Annotated in this window: 17 protein-coding genes; 8 read left to right on the top strand and 9 right to left on the bottom strand. The window is 44.4% G+C overall.

Features of this window, described 5'->3' with window-relative positions; translation table 11 throughout:
• The first annotated feature begins 63 nt into the window (after positions 1 to 63).
• On the top strand, positions 64 to 960 hold the full coding sequence (locus FX988_RS17500; RefSeq protein WP_008302523.1) for a DapH/DapD/GlmU-related protein: 897 nt from the start codon (positions 64 to 66) through the stop codon (positions 958 to 960).
• 60 nt (positions 961 to 1,020) lie between these two features.
• Here the strand turns inward: FX988_RS17500 and arsB are convergent, their stop codons facing one another.
• The 4 genes from arsB to FX988_RS17480 all read right to left on the bottom strand — a co-directional run bounded on the left by arsB (position 1,021) and on the right by FX988_RS17480 (position 3,718).
• Entirely contained in the window at positions 1,021 to 2,088 is a 1,068-nt protein-coding gene (arsB, locus tag FX988_RS17495; RefSeq protein ID WP_160181381.1) for an ACR3 family arsenite efflux transporter, read from the bottom strand.
• Between the two features lie 13 nt (positions 2,089 to 2,101).
• Positions 2,102 to 2,836, bottom strand: coding sequence for an arsenical resistance protein ArsH (gene arsH / locus FX988_RS17490; protein ID WP_160181380.1), 735 nt, complete (start codon positions 2,834 to 2,836; stop codon positions 2,102 to 2,104).
• Positions 2,836 to 3,306, bottom strand: a complete 471-nt coding sequence (locus FX988_RS17485) for an arsenate reductase ArsC (RefSeq protein WP_160181379.1) — start codon at positions 3,304 to 3,306, stop codon at positions 2,836 to 2,838. Before FX988_RS17485 ends, arsH begins: the two co-directional genes overlap by 1 nt.
• Before the next feature lie 64 nt (positions 3,307 to 3,370).
• Entirely contained in the window at positions 3,371 to 3,718 is a 348-nt protein-coding gene (locus FX988_RS17480; protein WP_160181378.1) for a metalloregulator ArsR/SmtB family transcription factor, read from the bottom strand.
• Between the two features lie 228 nt (positions 3,719 to 3,946).
• On the opposite strand from FX988_RS17480, the gene FX988_RS17475 reads away from it, so the two are divergent.
• Positions 3,947 to 4,984, top strand: coding sequence for a mechanosensitive ion channel family protein (locus tag FX988_RS17475; RefSeq protein ID WP_160181377.1), 1,038 nt, complete (start codon positions 3,947 to 3,949; stop codon positions 4,982 to 4,984).
• Positions 4,985 to 5,181: 197 nt separating this feature from the next.
• Positions 5,182 to 5,688: a YcxB family protein gene (locus FX988_RS17470; protein WP_160181376.1), complete on the top strand. Its 507-nt coding sequence runs from the start codon at positions 5,182 to 5,184 to the stop codon at positions 5,686 to 5,688.
• Here FX988_RS17470 and FX988_RS17465 read toward each other — a convergent pair.
• From FX988_RS17465 to FX988_RS17455, 3 genes are all read right to left on the bottom strand, one after another.
• Positions 5,685 to 6,059 carry a hypothetical protein gene (locus tag FX988_RS17465; protein ID WP_160181375.1) on the bottom strand — a complete coding sequence of 125 codons (375 nt, stop codon included), beginning with the start codon at positions 6,057 to 6,059 and terminating at the stop codon, positions 5,685 to 5,687. The genes FX988_RS17470 and FX988_RS17465 overlap by 4 nt on opposite strands.
• Positions 6,060 to 6,527: 468 nt before the next feature.
• Complete coding sequence (locus FX988_RS17460) at positions 6,528 to 6,887, bottom strand: hypothetical protein (protein WP_160181374.1); 360 nt, start codon at positions 6,885 to 6,887, stop codon at positions 6,528 to 6,530.
• Positions 6,888 to 7,026: 139 nt separating this feature from the next.
• Positions 7,027 to 7,551 carry a DUF1439 domain-containing protein gene (locus FX988_RS17455; RefSeq protein WP_160181373.1) on the bottom strand — a complete coding sequence of 175 codons (525 nt, stop codon included), beginning with the start codon at positions 7,549 to 7,551 and terminating at the stop codon, positions 7,027 to 7,029.
• A gap of 343 nt (positions 7,552 to 7,894) precedes the next feature.
• Here FX988_RS17455 and FX988_RS17450 point away from each other — a divergent pair, with 343 nt between their 5' ends.
• The 3 genes from FX988_RS17450 to FX988_RS17440 all read left to right on the top strand — a co-directional run bounded on the left by FX988_RS17450 (position 7,895) and on the right by FX988_RS17440 (position 10,583).
• Positions 7,895 to 8,590 (top strand): hypothetical protein, encoded by a 696-nt coding sequence (locus FX988_RS17450; RefSeq protein WP_160181372.1) that lies wholly within the window; start codon positions 7,895 to 7,897, stop codon positions 8,588 to 8,590.
• A gap of 180 nt (positions 8,591 to 8,770) precedes the next feature.
• A complete protein-coding gene (locus FX988_RS17445) occupies positions 8,771 to 10,042 on the top strand; it encodes an O-acetylhomoserine aminocarboxypropyltransferase/cysteine synthase family protein (protein WP_160181371.1) in 1,272 nt (423 codons plus the stop codon).
• Between the two features lie 154 nt (positions 10,043 to 10,196).
• Positions 10,197 to 10,583, top strand: a complete 387-nt coding sequence (locus tag FX988_RS17440; protein ID WP_160181370.1) for a DUF2306 domain-containing protein — start codon at positions 10,197 to 10,199, stop codon at positions 10,581 to 10,583.
• 14 nt (positions 10,584 to 10,597) lie between these two features.
• Here the strand turns inward: FX988_RS17440 and FX988_RS17435 are convergent, their stop codons facing one another.
• On the bottom strand, positions 10,598 to 11,767 hold the full coding sequence (locus FX988_RS17435; protein WP_160181369.1) for an alkaline phosphatase family protein: 1,170 nt from the start codon (positions 11,765 to 11,767) through the stop codon (positions 10,598 to 10,600).
• A 109-nt stretch (positions 11,768 to 11,876) separates the two neighbouring features.
• Positions 11,877 to 14,222 carry a TonB-dependent receptor domain-containing protein gene (locus FX988_RS17430; RefSeq protein ID WP_160181368.1) on the bottom strand — a complete coding sequence of 782 codons (2,346 nt, stop codon included), beginning with the start codon at positions 14,220 to 14,222 and terminating at the stop codon, positions 11,877 to 11,879.
• A 297-nt stretch (positions 14,223 to 14,519) separates the two neighbouring features.
• Between FX988_RS17430 and FX988_RS17425 the strand changes: the two genes are divergently transcribed.
• Together FX988_RS17425 and FX988_RS17420 are read left to right on the top strand one after the other, a co-directional pair.
• Positions 14,520 to 15,206 carry a response regulator transcription factor gene (locus FX988_RS17425; RefSeq protein WP_160181367.1) on the top strand — a complete coding sequence of 229 codons (687 nt, stop codon included), beginning with the start codon at positions 14,520 to 14,522 and terminating at the stop codon, positions 15,204 to 15,206.
• A complete protein-coding gene (locus FX988_RS17420) occupies positions 15,203 to 16,579 on the top strand; it encodes a sensor histidine kinase (protein WP_160181366.1) in 1,377 nt (458 codons plus the stop codon). The genes FX988_RS17425 and FX988_RS17420 overlap by 4 nt, the downstream gene beginning before the upstream one ends.

Genomic DNA, 16,579 nt, shown 5'->3' with positions numbered 1-16,579 from the left:
ATTAGCGCGTTTCACGCCATAATTCGCCCTCAATTTTTAAACTATCGAAACTAGGAAAGATAAATGACTGTAAAACGTATTGGTCATCGCTACATTGATGCCGCCAGTGGTAAAACGTTAGATGTGTGGTTCCCCCGCGCGAACACCCAAATTGCGCGTAGCTGTCTTGCGCAAAAAGTGGGCGTGATCAACAGCGATTTCGTTGAAGTTGAACTTGAAATCGATGGCGCACCACAAAACATCGAAGACGCTTACCTGCGTTTGCACTTGTTGTCTGAAGGCGCAGTTACCCCAAATAACATTAACCTTGAAGGCATTTTTGGTTTACTGACCAATGTCGCTTGGACCTCTGCAGGCCCTGTTTTACCCACTAAGGTAGACGAACTACGCGCCGCAATCGCCAGTGAGCACCATCACCTAACGATTAGCTCGATTGATAAATTCCCACGTATGACAGACTACGTTATTCCTGAAGGGGTGCGTATTGGCGATGCTGATCGCGTTCGTTTAGGCGCTCACTTAGCGTCAGGCTCAACAGTTATGCACGAAGGGTTTGTTAACTTCAACGCTGGCACTTTAGGTAGTTCTATGGTTGAAGGGCGTATTTCACAAGGTGTTGTGGTGGGTGACGGTTCTGACATCGGCGGTGGTGCTTCAACTATGGGCACATTGTCAGGCGGCGGCAAAACCATTAATGCAATTGGTAAAAACAGCATGGTTGGGGCGAATGCAGGTATCGGTATTTCGTTAGGCGATGATTGCATCGTAGAAGCCGGTTTGTATGTGACCGCAGGCACTAAGGTAACGACACCAGACGGCGAAGTCGTCGCCGCGCGAGAGTTATCAGGTATGAATGGTTTGTTGTTCCGTCGTAACAGCCAAAATGGCGCAGTTGAAGCCATTGTTGCTGATTCGTCTAAATGGGGCGGCTTAAACGCCAGCTTACACAGCAACGACTAATTACTAGCGTTCAAAAAGCGCATGGCCAAGGTACATTCCTATGGCCATGCTTATTGAGTGTTATGCCTGATGTGCTGGAAACCACGCCTTTGTACGGTTTGCAAAATACACTAACGAAAGCATGACAGGCACTTCTACTAATACCCCTACCACAGTCGCTAACGCCGCCCCAGAATGTAGGCCAAATAGCGATATTGCCACTGCCACTGCCAATTCAAAAAAGTTAGACGAGCCAATCATACTCGCTGGTGCAGCCACGTTGTGAGGCAAACGCATACGCTTTGCTAGGTAATAGGTAATGGCAAAAATACCATAAGTTTGTAGCAATAACGGGATAGCAATCAAAAGGATCATTTGCGGCTTATCTAAGATGGTTTGCGCTTGAAAACCAAACAGCAATACCACAGTGGCCAACAGACCAATGATAGACCAAGGCTTAAGCGCAGCTACAAAGCGAGCTATTCTCACTTCCCCAATGTCAGTACTGTTGTCTAGGTTATTCGCTGTATTATCATGGCGTTTATTCAGCCAAGAGCGCGTCATTGCGCCAGCCACTAATGGCAGTAATACATACAAGACGACTGAAATGATCAGGGTTTCCCACGGCACTTGAATATCGCTCATTCCCAACAGCAATGCGCTGATTGGGGCAAATGCAAAAATCATAATGATGTCGTTCACCGATACTTGCACCAAAGTGTAGTTAGCATCACCTTTAGTGAGTTGGCTCCACACAAATACCATAGCAGTACAGGGTGCAACACCCAGTAGAATCATGCCAGCTATGTATTCGTTTGCGGTTTGAGGGTCAACCCAATCGGCAAACAAACCTTTAAAAAACAGCCAACCTAAAGCGGCCATAGTGAATGGTTTAATCAACCAATTGATTACCAGAGTTAACGCAAGCCCTTTCGGTTTGCGCCCGACATCTTTTATCGATGAAAAATCGATTTGAATCATCATAGGATAAATCATCAACCAAATTAGTACGGCCACCACTAAGTTAACGTGTGCATACTCAAATCCAGCAACCAGGGCAAACACATCAGGAAAAAAGCTGCCTAATATCACACCAGCAGCAATACTCACCGCTACCCAAACCGATAAATAACGCTCAAATAAACCCATTAGATTGACCTCCTTAAATTGAGCGTTGATTAACGCGCTGGCTTAATTGCTCAGCAGATTCAACACGCTCAGAATAGCGATCGACTAAGTAGTCTTTATTGTCACGCGTCAGCAAAGTGAACTTCATTAGCTCTTCAAGTACGTCAACAATACGGTTGTAGTAAGAAGAAGGCTTCATGCGGTTGTCGTCATCGAACTCCATGAACGCTTTTGCCACAGAAGATTGATTCGGTATAGTCAGCATGCGCATCCAGCGACCTAATACCCGCATTTGATTCACCGCGTTAAATGATTGGGAGCCGCCGCTCACTTGCATCACCGCTAATGTTTTGCCTTGAGTTGGGCGAACTGCGCCCACCGACAATGGAACCCAATCAATCTGACTTTTTAAGATACCTGTCATTGAACCGTGACGCTCAGGAGAGCACCATACCTGCCCTTCTGACCACATCATCAACTCACGCAATTCCGCCACCTTAGGATTTGATGCGTCATCCCCATCAGGTAGAGGCAGCCCTTTAGGGTTAAAAATGCGTGTTTCTGCCCCCATCGCTTGTAATATACGCGCGCTTTCTTCTACCACTAGTCGGCTAAAAGAGCGCTCACGAAGTGACCCATATAACAATAAAATACGAGGTTTGTGAGCCGATGGTGTACTGCTAAATTGTGCAAACTCTGGCGCAGCAAACGACTCACTTTGCACATTTTCAGGTAAAGCCCCTGAGTCTACGATTTTAATATCTGTCATCACTGTGCTCCTATTGCTTTAAACGCTTCGCGCAATGCTTGTTGGTCTTGCGTATCTACATTTATGCTAAGCATGGCGTTAACGCGCTGGGTGATTTCATCGATAGTGGCGCGAAACGCTTGGGCAATTGCCTCTTCACTACCGGTTAATTTAGAAGGGTCAGCTAAGCCCCAATGTACTTTTACACTTTTGCCAAACCAAAGTGGGCAGCTCTCTCCGGCCGCACTGTCGCATACAGTGATCACCACATCGGGGGCGAAATCTTCAAACTCGTTCCATGATTGGCTCATCAAGCCTTCGGTGCTAATGCCGGCTTCTTGCAAATATTTAATCGACAGTGGATGTACTTCGCCAACAGGTTGGCTACCCGCGCTGCGTGCCTCAATCTTGCCTTGACCAACATGATTAGTAATCGCTTCGGATAAAATGCTACGGCAGCGGTTGTGGGTACAAATAAATAAGACTTTCACGATGTTCCTCACTTTGCGTTTAAAATGATTCGAATAAAATTACGGTGTCTGGGTTGCCACTGAGCTAAGAGCAACATTCGCTCTGCTTAGCCATATTCAAGTTGGTGATGCTGTCATTCAAATAGGCTTCTGTGTTGTGAGCGGTCAGTTCAAGTACTTTCATCGCCCATTCTGGCAATTTAGGGTTAACCGAGTAATACACCCATTTTCCTCTACGCTCATCAAGCAAGATATGGCACTTGCGTAAATCAGCCAGATGCCTTGATACCTTAGGTTGGCTCAGCTCAAGTGCGGTTATCAGGTCACATACACACAATTCTTTTTCAAGGTAAATCAGCATTAACGCCTTCAGCCGCGTGTCGTCAGACAAGCATTTGTAAAACGAAAGAGGTGACAAAATAGGGGTAGACATAAAAACACTCCACTCTTTAATATATGAAATATCATATATATGTTTGAGCGCATGTCAACCAATCGAGAAAAGAATTTCTTTCGCCTACAGGTTTGAATGGGTTCTGTCGTTACAATAAGTGTACATGGCCTGTATAACACTGGTAATGAGGTGTAATATCAAAATATAACAATAAGATATGTGAGAATTTATGCCTCTTTCCAATGAGCAAACAGCAAGGGAACCTCTATGCCTTTAAGCGACAACTTTATCAGTGATTGGCTGCCTGTCATCATTACCTTGCTGGTATTTGGCTTTTTAACTTGGTTAGCCCAATCTTTATTACTCAACAAACTTAAGCACACTGGCAACGAAAACATATTCGCCCGTCAACTTGGCGTATTAATGTTGATGTTGGTCGGTTTAGTCACAGTGGTGATTACCCTGCCTTTGTCTGAAAACACTGAAGTTCAAATTCTCAGTTTAATCGGCTTATTGCTGTCGGGTATTTTGGCGTTTTCGTCCACTACTTTGTTTGGTAACTTATTGGCTGGGGCGATGATGCGCTTTACTCAACCCTTTCGCACTGGTGATTTTATTAGTTTCGACACAATTTTTGGCCGAGTAACTGAGCTGGGGTTATTTGACTGCGAAATTCAAACCCAGACCCGCGAATTGATATCTGTGCCCAACAGTTTACTGATCAATAAACCCGTCAGTGTTATCCGCCGTTCCGGCACTATTATCAGTGCCGAATTATCGTTAGGCTACGACTTACATCACAGTAAAATTGATGAATTGCTACTTCAAGCTGCTGAAAAAGCTGGGCTTGAAGAGCCCTTTGTACACGTTACTCAGCTCGGTGATTTTTCAGTGGGTTATAAAGTCAGCGGGTTATTAGTTGAGGTCAAAAACCTATTAACCGCTCGTTCAAATCTGCACAGACACGTGCTTGATTGTTTACACGACAACGACATTGAAATTATGTCTCCGACCTTTGTTAGCCAGCACGCTGGCCCTGATGTTCAGCGCAAAATCGCCCACTCCCCCGCATTTAACCAAGTAAAAAGTGACTCCACCGCCGAAGACGTGGTGTTTGATAAAGCCGAGCAAGCGCAGCAGCAAGCCAGTAATCGGGTAGAGCTTCTAGCACAAATCAAAACCTTGGAAGCACAACTGCAAGATACAGATAAAGATCAGCGTACTGCCATGGAAAAACGCATCGACATCCTAAAACAACAGCTTGCCGATATAAAAGAAGTGGTCGAGGTTCCAGAAGATGAGTAGCCCCCGACACGTTTAACAGCAACAGTTTTTCGATAGATTAGCGAGGCTTAATATTTGGCTTTGCGATTGCAAAATGGCCTCATACTATCACCAGACGCGCTCGTATTTGCACCACTCCTACCGCGCGCGCTCCATCTTTCACGTAAAAACCGCAGCTAAGGTGATACACTACTGCTTTCGTTTAAATAACTCAGACAATGACCACACCATTTCATTACTCAACCACCTATATATTAGACAAAAGCCACTTCATAGAAACCTACGATGCCTCTGCTACATCAGCTACATCAGCTACGCCGATAAAAGCCTATACGATAGCAATGGCACTGGGTTTAGCAGGGTTAATGTTGCTTATGTTTACCGAGACAGACCCGTTTGTGGCTTGGTTTATAGTCGCCTTAGGCGGCCTTGAGGCCTTCAGTGTGCGCTATAAAAAAGCCTGGTGGTTGGGCCGACAACTAATCAGTAAGGCAGCAAACACAGAACTGAAATTAACAGTTGATGAAGAGGGGATCAGTAGCGAGTCGATACACGTAAAAAACACGCTGCTGTGGACTGATATCAACGAGGTTGAAGCCACTGACAGCGGTTGGTTATTGCACCACAAAGGCGGAAAAAATTATCTTTCCGCCAGAACCTTGTCAAAAGAAGCTGAAGCGTTTGTCGTGGTAAAAGCAGAGAAAGTTAACCTTCAAGGGGCTTAATATTTAGCAAACAATTTATTGTTTTTTGCATACATCCAAGTCAACACCAAAAACGTTAAGGTGATCACGGCGCACACTAACTCAAACTGGTCGCCTAGCACTTCTCGGTATTTTTTCGACCAAAACAGAGCAAATACACCATGAGATGTTAGTAGAAAACCACACCAGAAGTTCACCCGTTTCGCCCAGTTTACCTGCGCGAATCCATACCAAGCTAGGTTCCCCAAAATTACGCTAACGACCAATAGAATGGTAGGAATAATGTAGTGTTCTCCCAGTACAAACGTGTGTAATACAGCTAAACCTGTTAATAAAGCCAACAGCGCCAAAAACCAATCTAAAGAATTCGCCCAAGTAAGTGATTTTTTCATGCTGCATACCTTCTATTTTTATTGTTCTCTTTATCCTACTGTAAAAACAAACAACAAAACCAGCATCAATAACAACTTAGGTGCAGTAAATATAAAGCTAAAGCGGTTCAAATTATATTCCCGATAAATTTGTCACTGTCTGTTCCGCTTTGTCCGACAGTCTTATTTATGTGGCACAAATGCACTGACTGGGCAAAGCTAAAAGCATAGTCGTGGTTGGGTCGAGAAGCATTCATTGCTCTTATCGACCCCACAGGTCGTTGTATTCTAGAAAACAAGGCAGGCTATATTGATAACAGCCAAAGCCTCATTCTACAACGACTAGGGATGGGCAAAGCAAGGCAATTATTGTGCAGATTTACAATGGAGTGTTTTATGATTTCCACAGAATAAACAAATTCTGTCTTTATAATTTTAACCGCATAGGATAAATACACAGCCCTTTTTGAGTAAGCTTTTATTGCTAATTTATTGCTTCACTAACATCACTTTGTTGTCATTTTCAGCCAGCATACAATCGCTTTGTATATCTTGGATCTTACTGTCGACTTTTGAGTCGAATGCGCCAGTTGCAATGGCGGCGCGGCTAGTAAACTCCCCCAAAATCACATTTAGCAAAATCGATGTTGGCAAGATCGACGCCACGCCATTGACAAGTTTCTCACCGGTGGATGTTTTATGTGACTCAAGCTCAGCAATATCAGCATGAGCGACCTCGCAATCGACGGTTTTATTTAGATGCCCTTGCGCCAGTTCATGGCGCTTAACAGCGGACGCGCAACCAGAAAGAAAAAAGGCATAAATAGGAATGAGCAATAAGGTTTTCATATAGAGTCGCCACTTGTTTTGTAATGAACAACGCTAGTCTAAACAGACTATTTTTCAAACAAAAGACCGAGGCAACTAATGTTAACAAATAGTGATAAGGCGCATACTTTTGTGATAACTGTGACCAAATGATGACAAGCTAAAAAGCACTTAACGTAATAATGAGCTTACCGTCTTTCACTACCAACGATTCTAAGGTTGCTTTAGCTAACTTTTGTTTGAGGTCGCTGTCATCAAGTACATAAATCGGCCGAGATCCTAAAATAGTGCCCACCACGGGCTGCAATAGTTTTTTGATGTCTTCTTGTTGCTCCTCAGAGACATTATTTAAGTTCAACTCCAATAGCTTGGCATTGACAAAATACAGCGCACCTTGCTCCTGATTGTAGGACAAGTTCCCTGTTAAATACCCGCTGCCGCTACCACCATACGATCCTAATGCACTGGCTTTAATATTTGCACCTAAGCCAATTTCATTACTGGACTCAAGTAAATCAAGTCGCGGTTCAGATAGGGTCATAGTGACGAAGAATTTACTGCGCGTGATAGGCATAATGGCACTCACCATCTGCTGTAACTCAGCCTCAGTGAATTCTTTAGTAAACGCAAACGCTTGACTAACACTGACACTTATCAGCCAAACAACACCGATTACATATCTCAATTTTCACCTCATTCATGCTGACAATGCACGACTAACTTATCTGCCACTGATACTACCTCTTTGTACACAATCCCTGCCAGATATTTCAGTCCATTTCAACAAGTGAGTTTAAGCGGCTGATTGGAATAAGAAAAATAGAACTAGGCTAAAGTATAAATTTACCCCATTCCATTTAGTGCCATTATGCTTGTATGCACCCTGCAGCAATATCACTTCATAATATCATTGCACGTGAATAAGTGATCACTCAGCGAACGTTTAAAAAAGCAATAACCAAACAGTCTAATCAAGTACAAGGTTGCAATTTGTCCAACGATGCCGGCAACGCCGAAAGAAGGAAAACATGAAAACGCTCCGTTTTGTTATAGTGTTCACCTTGTATAGTTACCTTGCCTCAGCTGGGGCTAGCCCAAGCACAGAGATCGATATAGGGTATGACAGTCGTTATGTAACCGAAGGGCGCAATAACCTGCCGAATGGAGGCATAATTTGGTCCACAATAACCAAGGAGATTTCCGAACAGTTTATCCTGTCAGGTGCGTACGGCTTAGCCTCACACAAACGTGCTAATTATGACGAACTCAACCTCGCTGTTATTTATCAAGGCAACATGAGTGCGATGGAATACAGCCTCAGTGTTACGCATTTAGCGTTCTTAAAAGATGCGCAATTCGACAACGAATTAGCCCTCAGTGTGCAGTGGGTTGAGATGCCATTACTCATACCCAATGTTGACGTGATTTACAGCACCCAAGCCAAAGGTTATTTTGTTGAATTTGGTCTAAGTGCACCTATCAATTTTCACTCTAGCGTGAGCGTTACGCCTTACCTAAAGTTAGCCTTGGATTATGGTTATGCCGCCAACCATGCCGGGTACAATCATGTGACATTCGGGGTGAATTTAGAGCTACTCATCTCTTACGCATTACGAGTAAAGTTAATTGCAGAGCATACCGCAGGAGGCAATATCATTGCGCTTCAGGGGAACACCTCTCGCCAACAATCATGGGCGGGAATGCATTTTATCGCCCAGTTTTAGTCATAGTTAACAAAGTCCAGTGAGCAATTGATGCTCGTTTCTTTTTTGTTAACACACCACAAAACGTCTAGTTTAGAGCATAAAATTCTGATAAAAGGCTAGTTTTCAGACAAACCTTTGGTACTGTAATTCCTAGGTTCTTTCAGCCCTTCAAACCGACTCACAAAAAGGAGCATAACCATGAAAAAGGAAACTATCTGCATACACGAGGGATACGAGACAGATCCCACGACTAAGGCCTGTGCGGTTCCTATTTATCAAACCGTAGCGTACGAATTCGACAACGCCCAACATGGCGCTGACCTATTTGATTTAGCCGTACCTGGCAATATATACACACGCATTATGAATCCCACATGGGATGTGCTTGAAAAGCGCGTAGCAGCGCTTGAAGGTGGCGTAGCGGCCTTGGTCGTCTCTGCTGGCAGCGCAGCCATTAACTATGCGATATTAACCATCGCCGAAGCTGGCGATAACATCGTTGCCACTCCACAGTTATATGGTGGCACTTACACTTTGTTCGCTCACTTGTTACCGAAACAAGGCATTGAGGTACGCTTCGCTAAATCAGACAAAGCCGATGATTTAGCGAAACTGATCGACGATAAAACCAAAGCGGTATTTTGTGAAACCATAGGCAACCCCGCAGGTAACATAGTCGACATTGAACCTATCGCTCAAATGGCCCATGCCCATGGCGTCCCCCTTATGGTGGACAACACAGTCGCCACCCCTGCCCTGCTCAACCCTATCGAATACGGCGCTGATATAGTCGTCCATTCATTGACTAAATACATGGGAGGGCACGGTAATTCATTGGGCGGTATCATAGTGGATTCAGGTAAATTCCCTTGGACTGAGCATAAAGAGCGCTTCCCTATGCTAAATGAGCCCGAGCCTGCTTATCATGGCGTGGTGTATACCCGCGAATTTGGTGCTGCGGCATTTGTAGCTCGAGCGCGTACAGTGCCCCTGCGCAATACAGGCGCAGCATTGTCCCCAATTAATGCTTTTATGTTAATGCAAGGCATGGAAACCTTACCCTTGCGCATGGAACGTCACTGTGACAATGCAATAGCTGTCGCTGAGTATCTTAAGGCCCACCCGAAAGTTGAATGGGTAAGCTATGCGGGTCTTGAAGGTGATAAATATTACCCGATGGCACAAAAGTACTTCAATGGACGCCCATCTTCTTTGATGACATTTGGTATTAAAGGCGGTTTTGACGCAGGCGTGAAATTCTACGATGCCCTTAAATTAATCAAACGCTTGGTGAATATTGGTGATACCAAAACCTTAGCCTGCCACCCTGCTTCAACCACCCATCGCCAGCTAAATGAAGAAGAGCTAAAAGGTGCGGGCGTGAGCCCAGAAATGTTGCGTCTGTGCATTGGTATTGAGCACATTGATGATATACAAGCAGACTTAAAACAGGCATTCGACGCAGTTTAACGTCGGCTCACTATACACTAGCCCGCTGTTTTATAAGACAAACAGTGGGCTTTTTTGTGTATTTAGGCTTTTGATCTCTAGTCACTGTGACTATGATTCTGCTTCTGATTCGAGCGCTTTGTAATACCCCCATTATCCAAGGAATAGGAACATCATGACATATTTACAACTTGCCTATTTTCACCTCGCCACGGTATTACCTGCCTTTCTAATCGGCACATACTTATTGGCCAATCGCAAAGGGACACCAACGCATCGCCTGTTGGGTAAAATATATATGAGCCTGATGCTCACGACTGCCCTTATCACGCTTTTTATGGCCGCTGTAGTAGGCCCCGTGCTGATTGGCCACTTTGGATACGTACACTTATTTAGCCTGCTAGTACTATACGCTGTCCCACGTGCCTATTTCGCTGTACGAAAAGGGAATATTGCCAAGCATAAACGCAGTATGATCCTACTCTATATGGGGGCAATTTTGATTGCCGGGGGCTTTACCTTTACCCCCGGCAGAATGATGTATGACTGGTTGCTAGCTTAGTGAGTTAGGCTTGCTCAGGGCTTAATAATCGGCAGAGCTTCACCTATTGGCTTACCATTCATTTTGGCATATTCACTCGGGTTTTGGCCTAACAATATTAACGCCGTCGCCGCGATTTGATTGAGCCGGTAGGTTTCACTGTTACTCACCTCCCCCGATGGCTGAATATCAGGCCCCATCGCCGCCATCCACACTTGGTTCGAACCTTTAATGCCATGTTTATGCTCAGCTAGATCGCTCAAATACCCTTGGGTGGCTTTGGGGCTTGCGTGGTGCTGCCAAGTTTCGATGCTATTCCCGCGCCCATGATCAACGGTGATCAGCAAATTAGTATTACCTTTGTATTTAGGCATGGCTTGTAACATATCCCATAAGCGTTTAATAAACACATCACTTAAGCGAGCCGAGCGTAAATACGCTGGGTAATCTCCATCATGAGCAAAGTCGTCAGTTTCACCGAGTGCTACATAAATCACGCTTGGTTGTTTGACCTGAATATACTCTTGGGCAAAGCCCACAGTGAATGCATCAAGGCGCACGTTATGCCAAGGACTAGGAATGTCTTTTTGTAATTCATTTAGCCATTTGGCTTTATCTGTGAGCTCGCTCCAGTCTGCTGACATAAAACCGGCATTTATCGGCAGTTTGCTACGTTCTTGATTAATAATGGCAGGAAATACATCCCAACTGCCAAATGCAGCCAAATTGTGTTGGAATTTTTCTTGCTGATTCAGCCACTCTAGGATAGTCACATTTGGGTTTGCTATGGGTTTGTTTGAATCAACCCGCTCGTCCGCTTTACCGGTCAGTATTTCGTTGTAGCCAGGGTACGAAAACCACCAAGTGTTACTGACCTCCATAGCTGACTGCTTATCTCTATTACCAATCAGCAGACCTTGCTTTGCTATAACACGCCACAAAAACGGCATCAATTTGTGACGCTTTTCGTCTGCTGTTTTTGCACCGAGATCGTGGCGAATAGATTCCGCCTGCTCGGCGAATTCAGGCTTGGCTAACAAGTTAGCATCATAGCCTCTAAAGACTTCTTGCCAACGCAAGCCATCAATGCTGATGATAAGCAAATTATCCGCAGCACTCACAGGCGCTGCGAGTAGAATAATCCATAATGTTTGACACAAAATAATCAAGGGTTTTACGCGTATTATTCGTTTTATTTGGTTCATAGGAGCCTCGTCATTTGAAGAGAAAAGCGTCTGTCTCAGCATAAGACGCATCATTAAAAACGAAAAAGGCGAGCTAAAGCTCGCCTATGGTGCTAGAAACGCTTTCGTCTTAGAAGCGCGCTTGAGCGTTAAACGCTGCGGTGCGCGGTGCGCCAATCCATGCAGATTGTCCTGCAATTCCGCCTAGATAGCTCTCATCAAACATATTATTGACGGTAAAACGTAAATCGATTGATTCAATACCTTGAACCGGCGCATCTAAACTAACCCCTGCGTAGAAGTCAGTGACTAAATAGGCTTCAGCCACTTGGGTATTTGCTGCATCGATAAAGCGATCATCTACCCATTTGGTTGATGCACCAATGAAGTAATTACCTCGGGTCCAGTCTGCTGATACAACCGCCATATTTTCAGGCGAGCCAAATACAGTATTTCCTTCAGGGAAATCAATTGATCCGTCGGTGTATTCTGAGTCGTTGTAGGTAAATGACCCATACAATGCTAATGAGTCTGTCACGTTGAATGACAAAGACGCTTCAAAACCGGACGATTCAATGCCCCCCACGTTAACGTAACTACCATTAGTTCCGATTAAGAAATCGATACCATCAGGTGAGTCGGGAGCAATAAAAGTCAAACGGTTATCAAACTTGATGTTGTAATAGGTCAAGCTTGCATTGAAGTCTGCTGACACATATCGCAAGCCTAGATCAACGTTTTCCGCAGTTTCTGGCTCTACTTGAGTTAACGTTGACGCATCGCGCTCAAGTACTGTGTCTTTAATCGCTGCGAAGTTTTCTGCATATCCAGCGAACGCTTCTAAGCCATCAATGGGCATCTGAACGACTATACCGCCCGAGAATAAGGTATCAGAGTCAGAATTCATCTCAGCGGTATTGTTTTCGTCGAAATTATCTTGACGTTCCAAGTCAACGTAGAAACGTTTCACGCCTAAGCGAACGCTAGCCCATCCCATGTCTAGTTCATCTTCTGCGTAAAGCATCATGGTTTCCACAGGGAATTCACGCGAGTATTGCACCCAGTAAGGCGTGTGATCGAATTCAACACCTGAGCGAGAATCAATAATTTTATGCCAATCACGTGATTCTTCACGGTTATAATCTTCGTACCAAATACCACCGCGAAGCGTGTTATCCATATCATTTATTTGGGTATACCAAGCAAAATCAGCATCAAAGCCAAAACGTTCTTTTTGATAGTGGGTATGACGATAAGAGCCAACTGGCACAGCGCCTTGGGCGTAGCATGTTGGATCATACTCAGGACCCGCTCCGCCGTAAGGGGCCGTTATAGAACTTGTACAACCGTCAGTCGGGCTCAAAGCGAACCCGCTGCTATCCACATAATAAAGTTGACCTAATGCACTACCACCATACACAGTATTGCCAGACACCAGTTCAGAATGCGCAACACCGTCGCCGTCTGCTCTTACATCAACCACATAAGGAGGTACCCAATCACCACGTCCTTCGTTATCGTGATAATAAACATTGCCGGAAACCTCAAAATTATCCGTGGCATAATCGGCTTTTAAATAAGCAAAAAGGTTTTCACGTAGTGTCGCCCAGCCTTGACGGTGAACTTGATCAACATAAGGGATACCAGTCCACTGGCCATTTAAACGGTCGCTATCTGGGTTTTGCTCAAATTGATCTAGGCTAATACGCTGATAATTTGCTTCGTGAACATCATCCCACGAAAAATAGCCCTCAATTTCAACGTTGTTGATCATGCTAATAAATTTGCCAGCTAAGTGATCATGTTCATTTTCTGCGGTTTGCGTGATCCAGTCAGTATTCTCACTGCTAGAAACACTGACCCATGCATAGGTATCTGGGGCAATTTCACCGGTTTCATAACGTAGGAAATACTTTTGTGCATCAAAGCTGCCACCCGAAATACTGATTAGCATGGACTCTTCTACACCTGGATCGACTGTGGTGAAGTTAAGCGTGCCGCCTAGCGCTTCATTTGAACGCGATGCAATATCACCCGTACCTTGCGATACCTCAACCTTGGCCAAGTTTTCGGTATCAATGTAGCGATTAGCTTTAGCACCACCGCCATAGTTTGAATTACCATTAGCAATGCCATCAATAGTAATACCGATTTGCTGTTCATCTAGGCTCAACTGAAAACCACGAATAGACACAGTGGTTGACCAATCATCAGATCCAAAGGTGTCACCTTCGTTGATCAAAACTCCAGGCAAATTATCGATAACGGCCAACGCGCTCGTTAACGAGCTTTGTTGTTTTACCATTTCGTCAGAAGTTTGGTTATTGGCGTAAGAAACGCTTTTTCCAACGACCGTTATCTCTTCAATTGCGGCGTCGTTAGGCGCTTCCTGTGCATTTGCGAAACTAATAAATGATTGGCTACCTATCGCCATTGCTACGCATAATGCTAAGTGTGTTTTAGCTGTTTTTTTCATGACTGTGTGGTCTCTAGTTAAATTGACCGCAACAATGTGACGACTTTTCGTTACAATTTGAATGCAAAATTATGACGATCTTGTGACGAGCCAAGCGTCTGATTTTAATGAGTAACAACTGAGAAATGCAGCCAAGGATTATTACAACGATATGAGGATTGAGCTCATATTGCCTCTCACTTTAGTAAAAGCAGACGGATATTATACTCGTAAAATCGGTCAATTCAGGAGATTAAACTTGAAAACAGGAATGATTATCAATAACATCTAAAAACCATTCATCACAGCTAAATTCCCATGTCTGCGCGTATATTAATCATTGAAGACGATGTCGTATTAGGTGCCCAAGTCGCCAGATTGCTCAAAGAAAGAGGTTTTAACACAGAGCAATGTCGGGACGGACATAGCGGTTTACAGTGTGCCCTGCAAAAACGTTTCGATTTGATTTTATTAGATGTACTTCTACCGACACTTAGTGGCTTCTCAATACTGAACCAAATACGTAAAGTGAAGCAAACCCCCATCATGATGATCACCGCTTGTGGTGCGGAGCAAGAGCGGATTGAAGGCTATCGTAAAGGCGCCGATGATTACCTGCCCAAACCATTTAATTTTACTGAAATGATGCTAAGGGTCGAGGCTATACTGCGACGCAGCCTTCAAACCCTGCAAAAAGACAAAGACGCCTCAACACTTAGCGTAGATCACCTGTTACTCAATCGCGCTAAACAACAGGTATTTTTTGCTGATTGTGACGTTGAGCTTACTCCCCTTCAGTTTAGATTACTTTGGGTGCTGGTCGAAAACAGAAATGACATCATGAGCAAAGCTTTTTTGTATCAAACGGTACTCGACAGATCGTTTAGCCGCTACGACCGGAGCTTAGATATGCATGTGAGTCGGGTTCGCAAAAAATTGGTCGAGGCTGGAATGCCCCCTGAACGCCTATTGACTATGCACGGCAAAGGCTATCAATTTTCATGAAAAACACACTTTTTTGGCGGCTTTGTGCGTTTATCGCATTAGGCACCGTTGTGCTATTTTGGGCACTAAGCTGGTTAACGAACCACACAGAAACCAGCATGAGTTTTATTACTGCCCAGCACCAACAACAACTATTAAATTATGGTCGCGAAGCTGAAACTATTTTACGTCAAGACGGCGAAGCTGCTCTGGCCGCTTGGTTGAAAGCACTTCAGCAAAAAGAAAATACTTGGGCGGCGGTTGTACATTCAAACATCACGCCTTTTGCGGACACAAGCCTACCTGAAAACTACCTTGAGCGGTTTCAACTCGGAAGAAGTGTTGAGTGGAAAATACACCTTTATTTTGAAGAAAATCCAACCATGGAAATCCCCTTTTCTGATGCATCTAGTCACTTGCTGATTCAGCTACCGCAACGAATGCGGCCCGGAGAATTTCTGGTTTATGCAAAACTATTTTTACAAATTGCTCTACCGTTATTATTACTTTGTATTTTAAGTTTCGTGCTTTACCAACATGTGATGGCCCCCCTTAGAAAACTGGAAAACGCGACAAAAGCATTTAGTGAAGGGAAACTAGATGTAAGAGTGGCGCCATATCTGCCACACAGAAAGGACGAACTCACCCGTCTTGCTGCCACGTTCGACCAAATGGCACAGCGTATTAGTATGCTTATTTATAATCAAAGGCAACTGCTCGCTGATTTGTCCCATGAGCTGCGCACCCCACTGACTCGCATAGACATGGCGGTGGACTTTGTTGAGCAAAATATCAACCCTAAGCAAGCCCTTGAACGACTGCGTTATGAAGCCTCTACCATGCGCAATTTAGTGGAAGATACGCTTACACTCGCATGGCTAAATAATGAATCGCCTCGCCTAAATACTGACGACTTTGACTTAGTCGAATTACTCGAGGTTATTTGTGAAGATGCGCGCTTTGAATACCCGAACTGCACGTTAACAACCGAATTAACGACAAATGCTGAAATAACCCAAAGTAGCCAAACCGCATTAGGCCAAGCTTTTGAAAACATCGTACGCAACGCCCTGCGTTACACGCCAGCGAAGCGTGAAGTAAAGGTCTCCCTAACTCAAAGTGACAAGTGTTATATCTTAGCGGTTAAGGATCAGGGGCCCGGCGTACCTGAAGATATGCTATCAGATATATTTAAGCCCTTTTTCCGTGTCGACAAAGCCCGAGTGTCAGACAAGGCGTTAAAACCATCTACCCCTCCAAGTGGATTCGGTTTAGGGCTCGCTTTAGCCCAGAGGCAAATAGCCGCAATCGGAGGGAATATAAGTGCGCAAAACTACTTTGATAACAAAGGAGTACTTTTAGGCTTAGAAATGGTTATTAACCTGCCTCGCTGA

Origin of the sequence: Paraglaciecola mesophila, assembly GCF_009906955.1 — a bacterium.
In the GTDB taxonomy this organism is placed as follows: Bacteria; Pseudomonadota; Gammaproteobacteria; order Enterobacterales; family Alteromonadaceae; genus Paraglaciecola; species Paraglaciecola mesophila_A.
Note: the sequence above shows the minus strand (reverse complement) of the source record. Positions and strands in the feature narration are given on the sequence as shown.

Coding starts and splice junctions, on each gene's coding strand:
- FX988_RS17500 (WP_008302523.1), top strand. CDS start 64: ATGACTGTAAAACGTATTGGTCATCGCTACATTGATGCCGCCAGTGGT.
- arsB (WP_160181381.1), bottom strand. CDS start 2,088: ATGGGTTTATTTGAGCGTTATTTATCGGTTTGGGTAGCGGTGAGTATT.
- arsH (WP_160181380.1), bottom strand. CDS start 2,836: ATGACAGATATTAAAATCGTAGACTCAGGGGCTTTACCTGAAAATGTG.
- FX988_RS17480 (WP_160181378.1), bottom strand. CDS start 3,718: ATGTCTACCCCTATTTTGTCACCTCTTTCGTTTTACAAATGCTTGTCT.
- FX988_RS17475 (WP_160181377.1), top strand. CDS start 3,947: ATGCCTTTAAGCGACAACTTTATCAGTGATTGGCTGCCTGTCATCATT.
- FX988_RS17470 (WP_160181376.1), top strand. CDS start 5,182: ATGACCACACCATTTCATTACTCAACCACCTATATATTAGACAAAAGC.
- FX988_RS17465 (WP_160181375.1), bottom strand. CDS start 6,059: ATGAAAAAATCACTTACTTGGGCGAATTCTTTAGATTGGTTTTTGGCG.
- FX988_RS17460 (WP_160181374.1), bottom strand. CDS start 6,887: ATGAAAACCTTATTGCTCATTCCTATTTATGCCTTTTTTCTTTCTGGT.
- FX988_RS17450 (WP_160181372.1), top strand. CDS start 7,895: ATGAAAACGCTCCGTTTTGTTATAGTGTTCACCTTGTATAGTTACCTT.
- FX988_RS17445 (WP_160181371.1), top strand. CDS start 8,771: ATGAAAAAGGAAACTATCTGCATACACGAGGGATACGAGACAGATCCC.
- FX988_RS17440 (WP_160181370.1), top strand. CDS start 10,197: ATGACATATTTACAACTTGCCTATTTTCACCTCGCCACGGTATTACCT.
- FX988_RS17435 (WP_160181369.1), bottom strand. CDS start 11,767: ATGAACCAAATAAAACGAATAATACGCGTAAAACCCTTGATTATTTTG.
- FX988_RS17430 (WP_160181368.1), bottom strand. CDS start 14,222: ATGAAAAAAACAGCTAAAACACACTTAGCATTATGCGTAGCAATGGCG.
- FX988_RS17425 (WP_160181367.1), top strand. CDS start 14,520: ATGTCTGCGCGTATATTAATCATTGAAGACGATGTCGTATTAGGTGCC.
- FX988_RS17420 (WP_160181366.1), top strand. CDS start 15,203: ATGAAAAACACACTTTTTTGGCGGCTTTGTGCGTTTATCGCATTAGGC.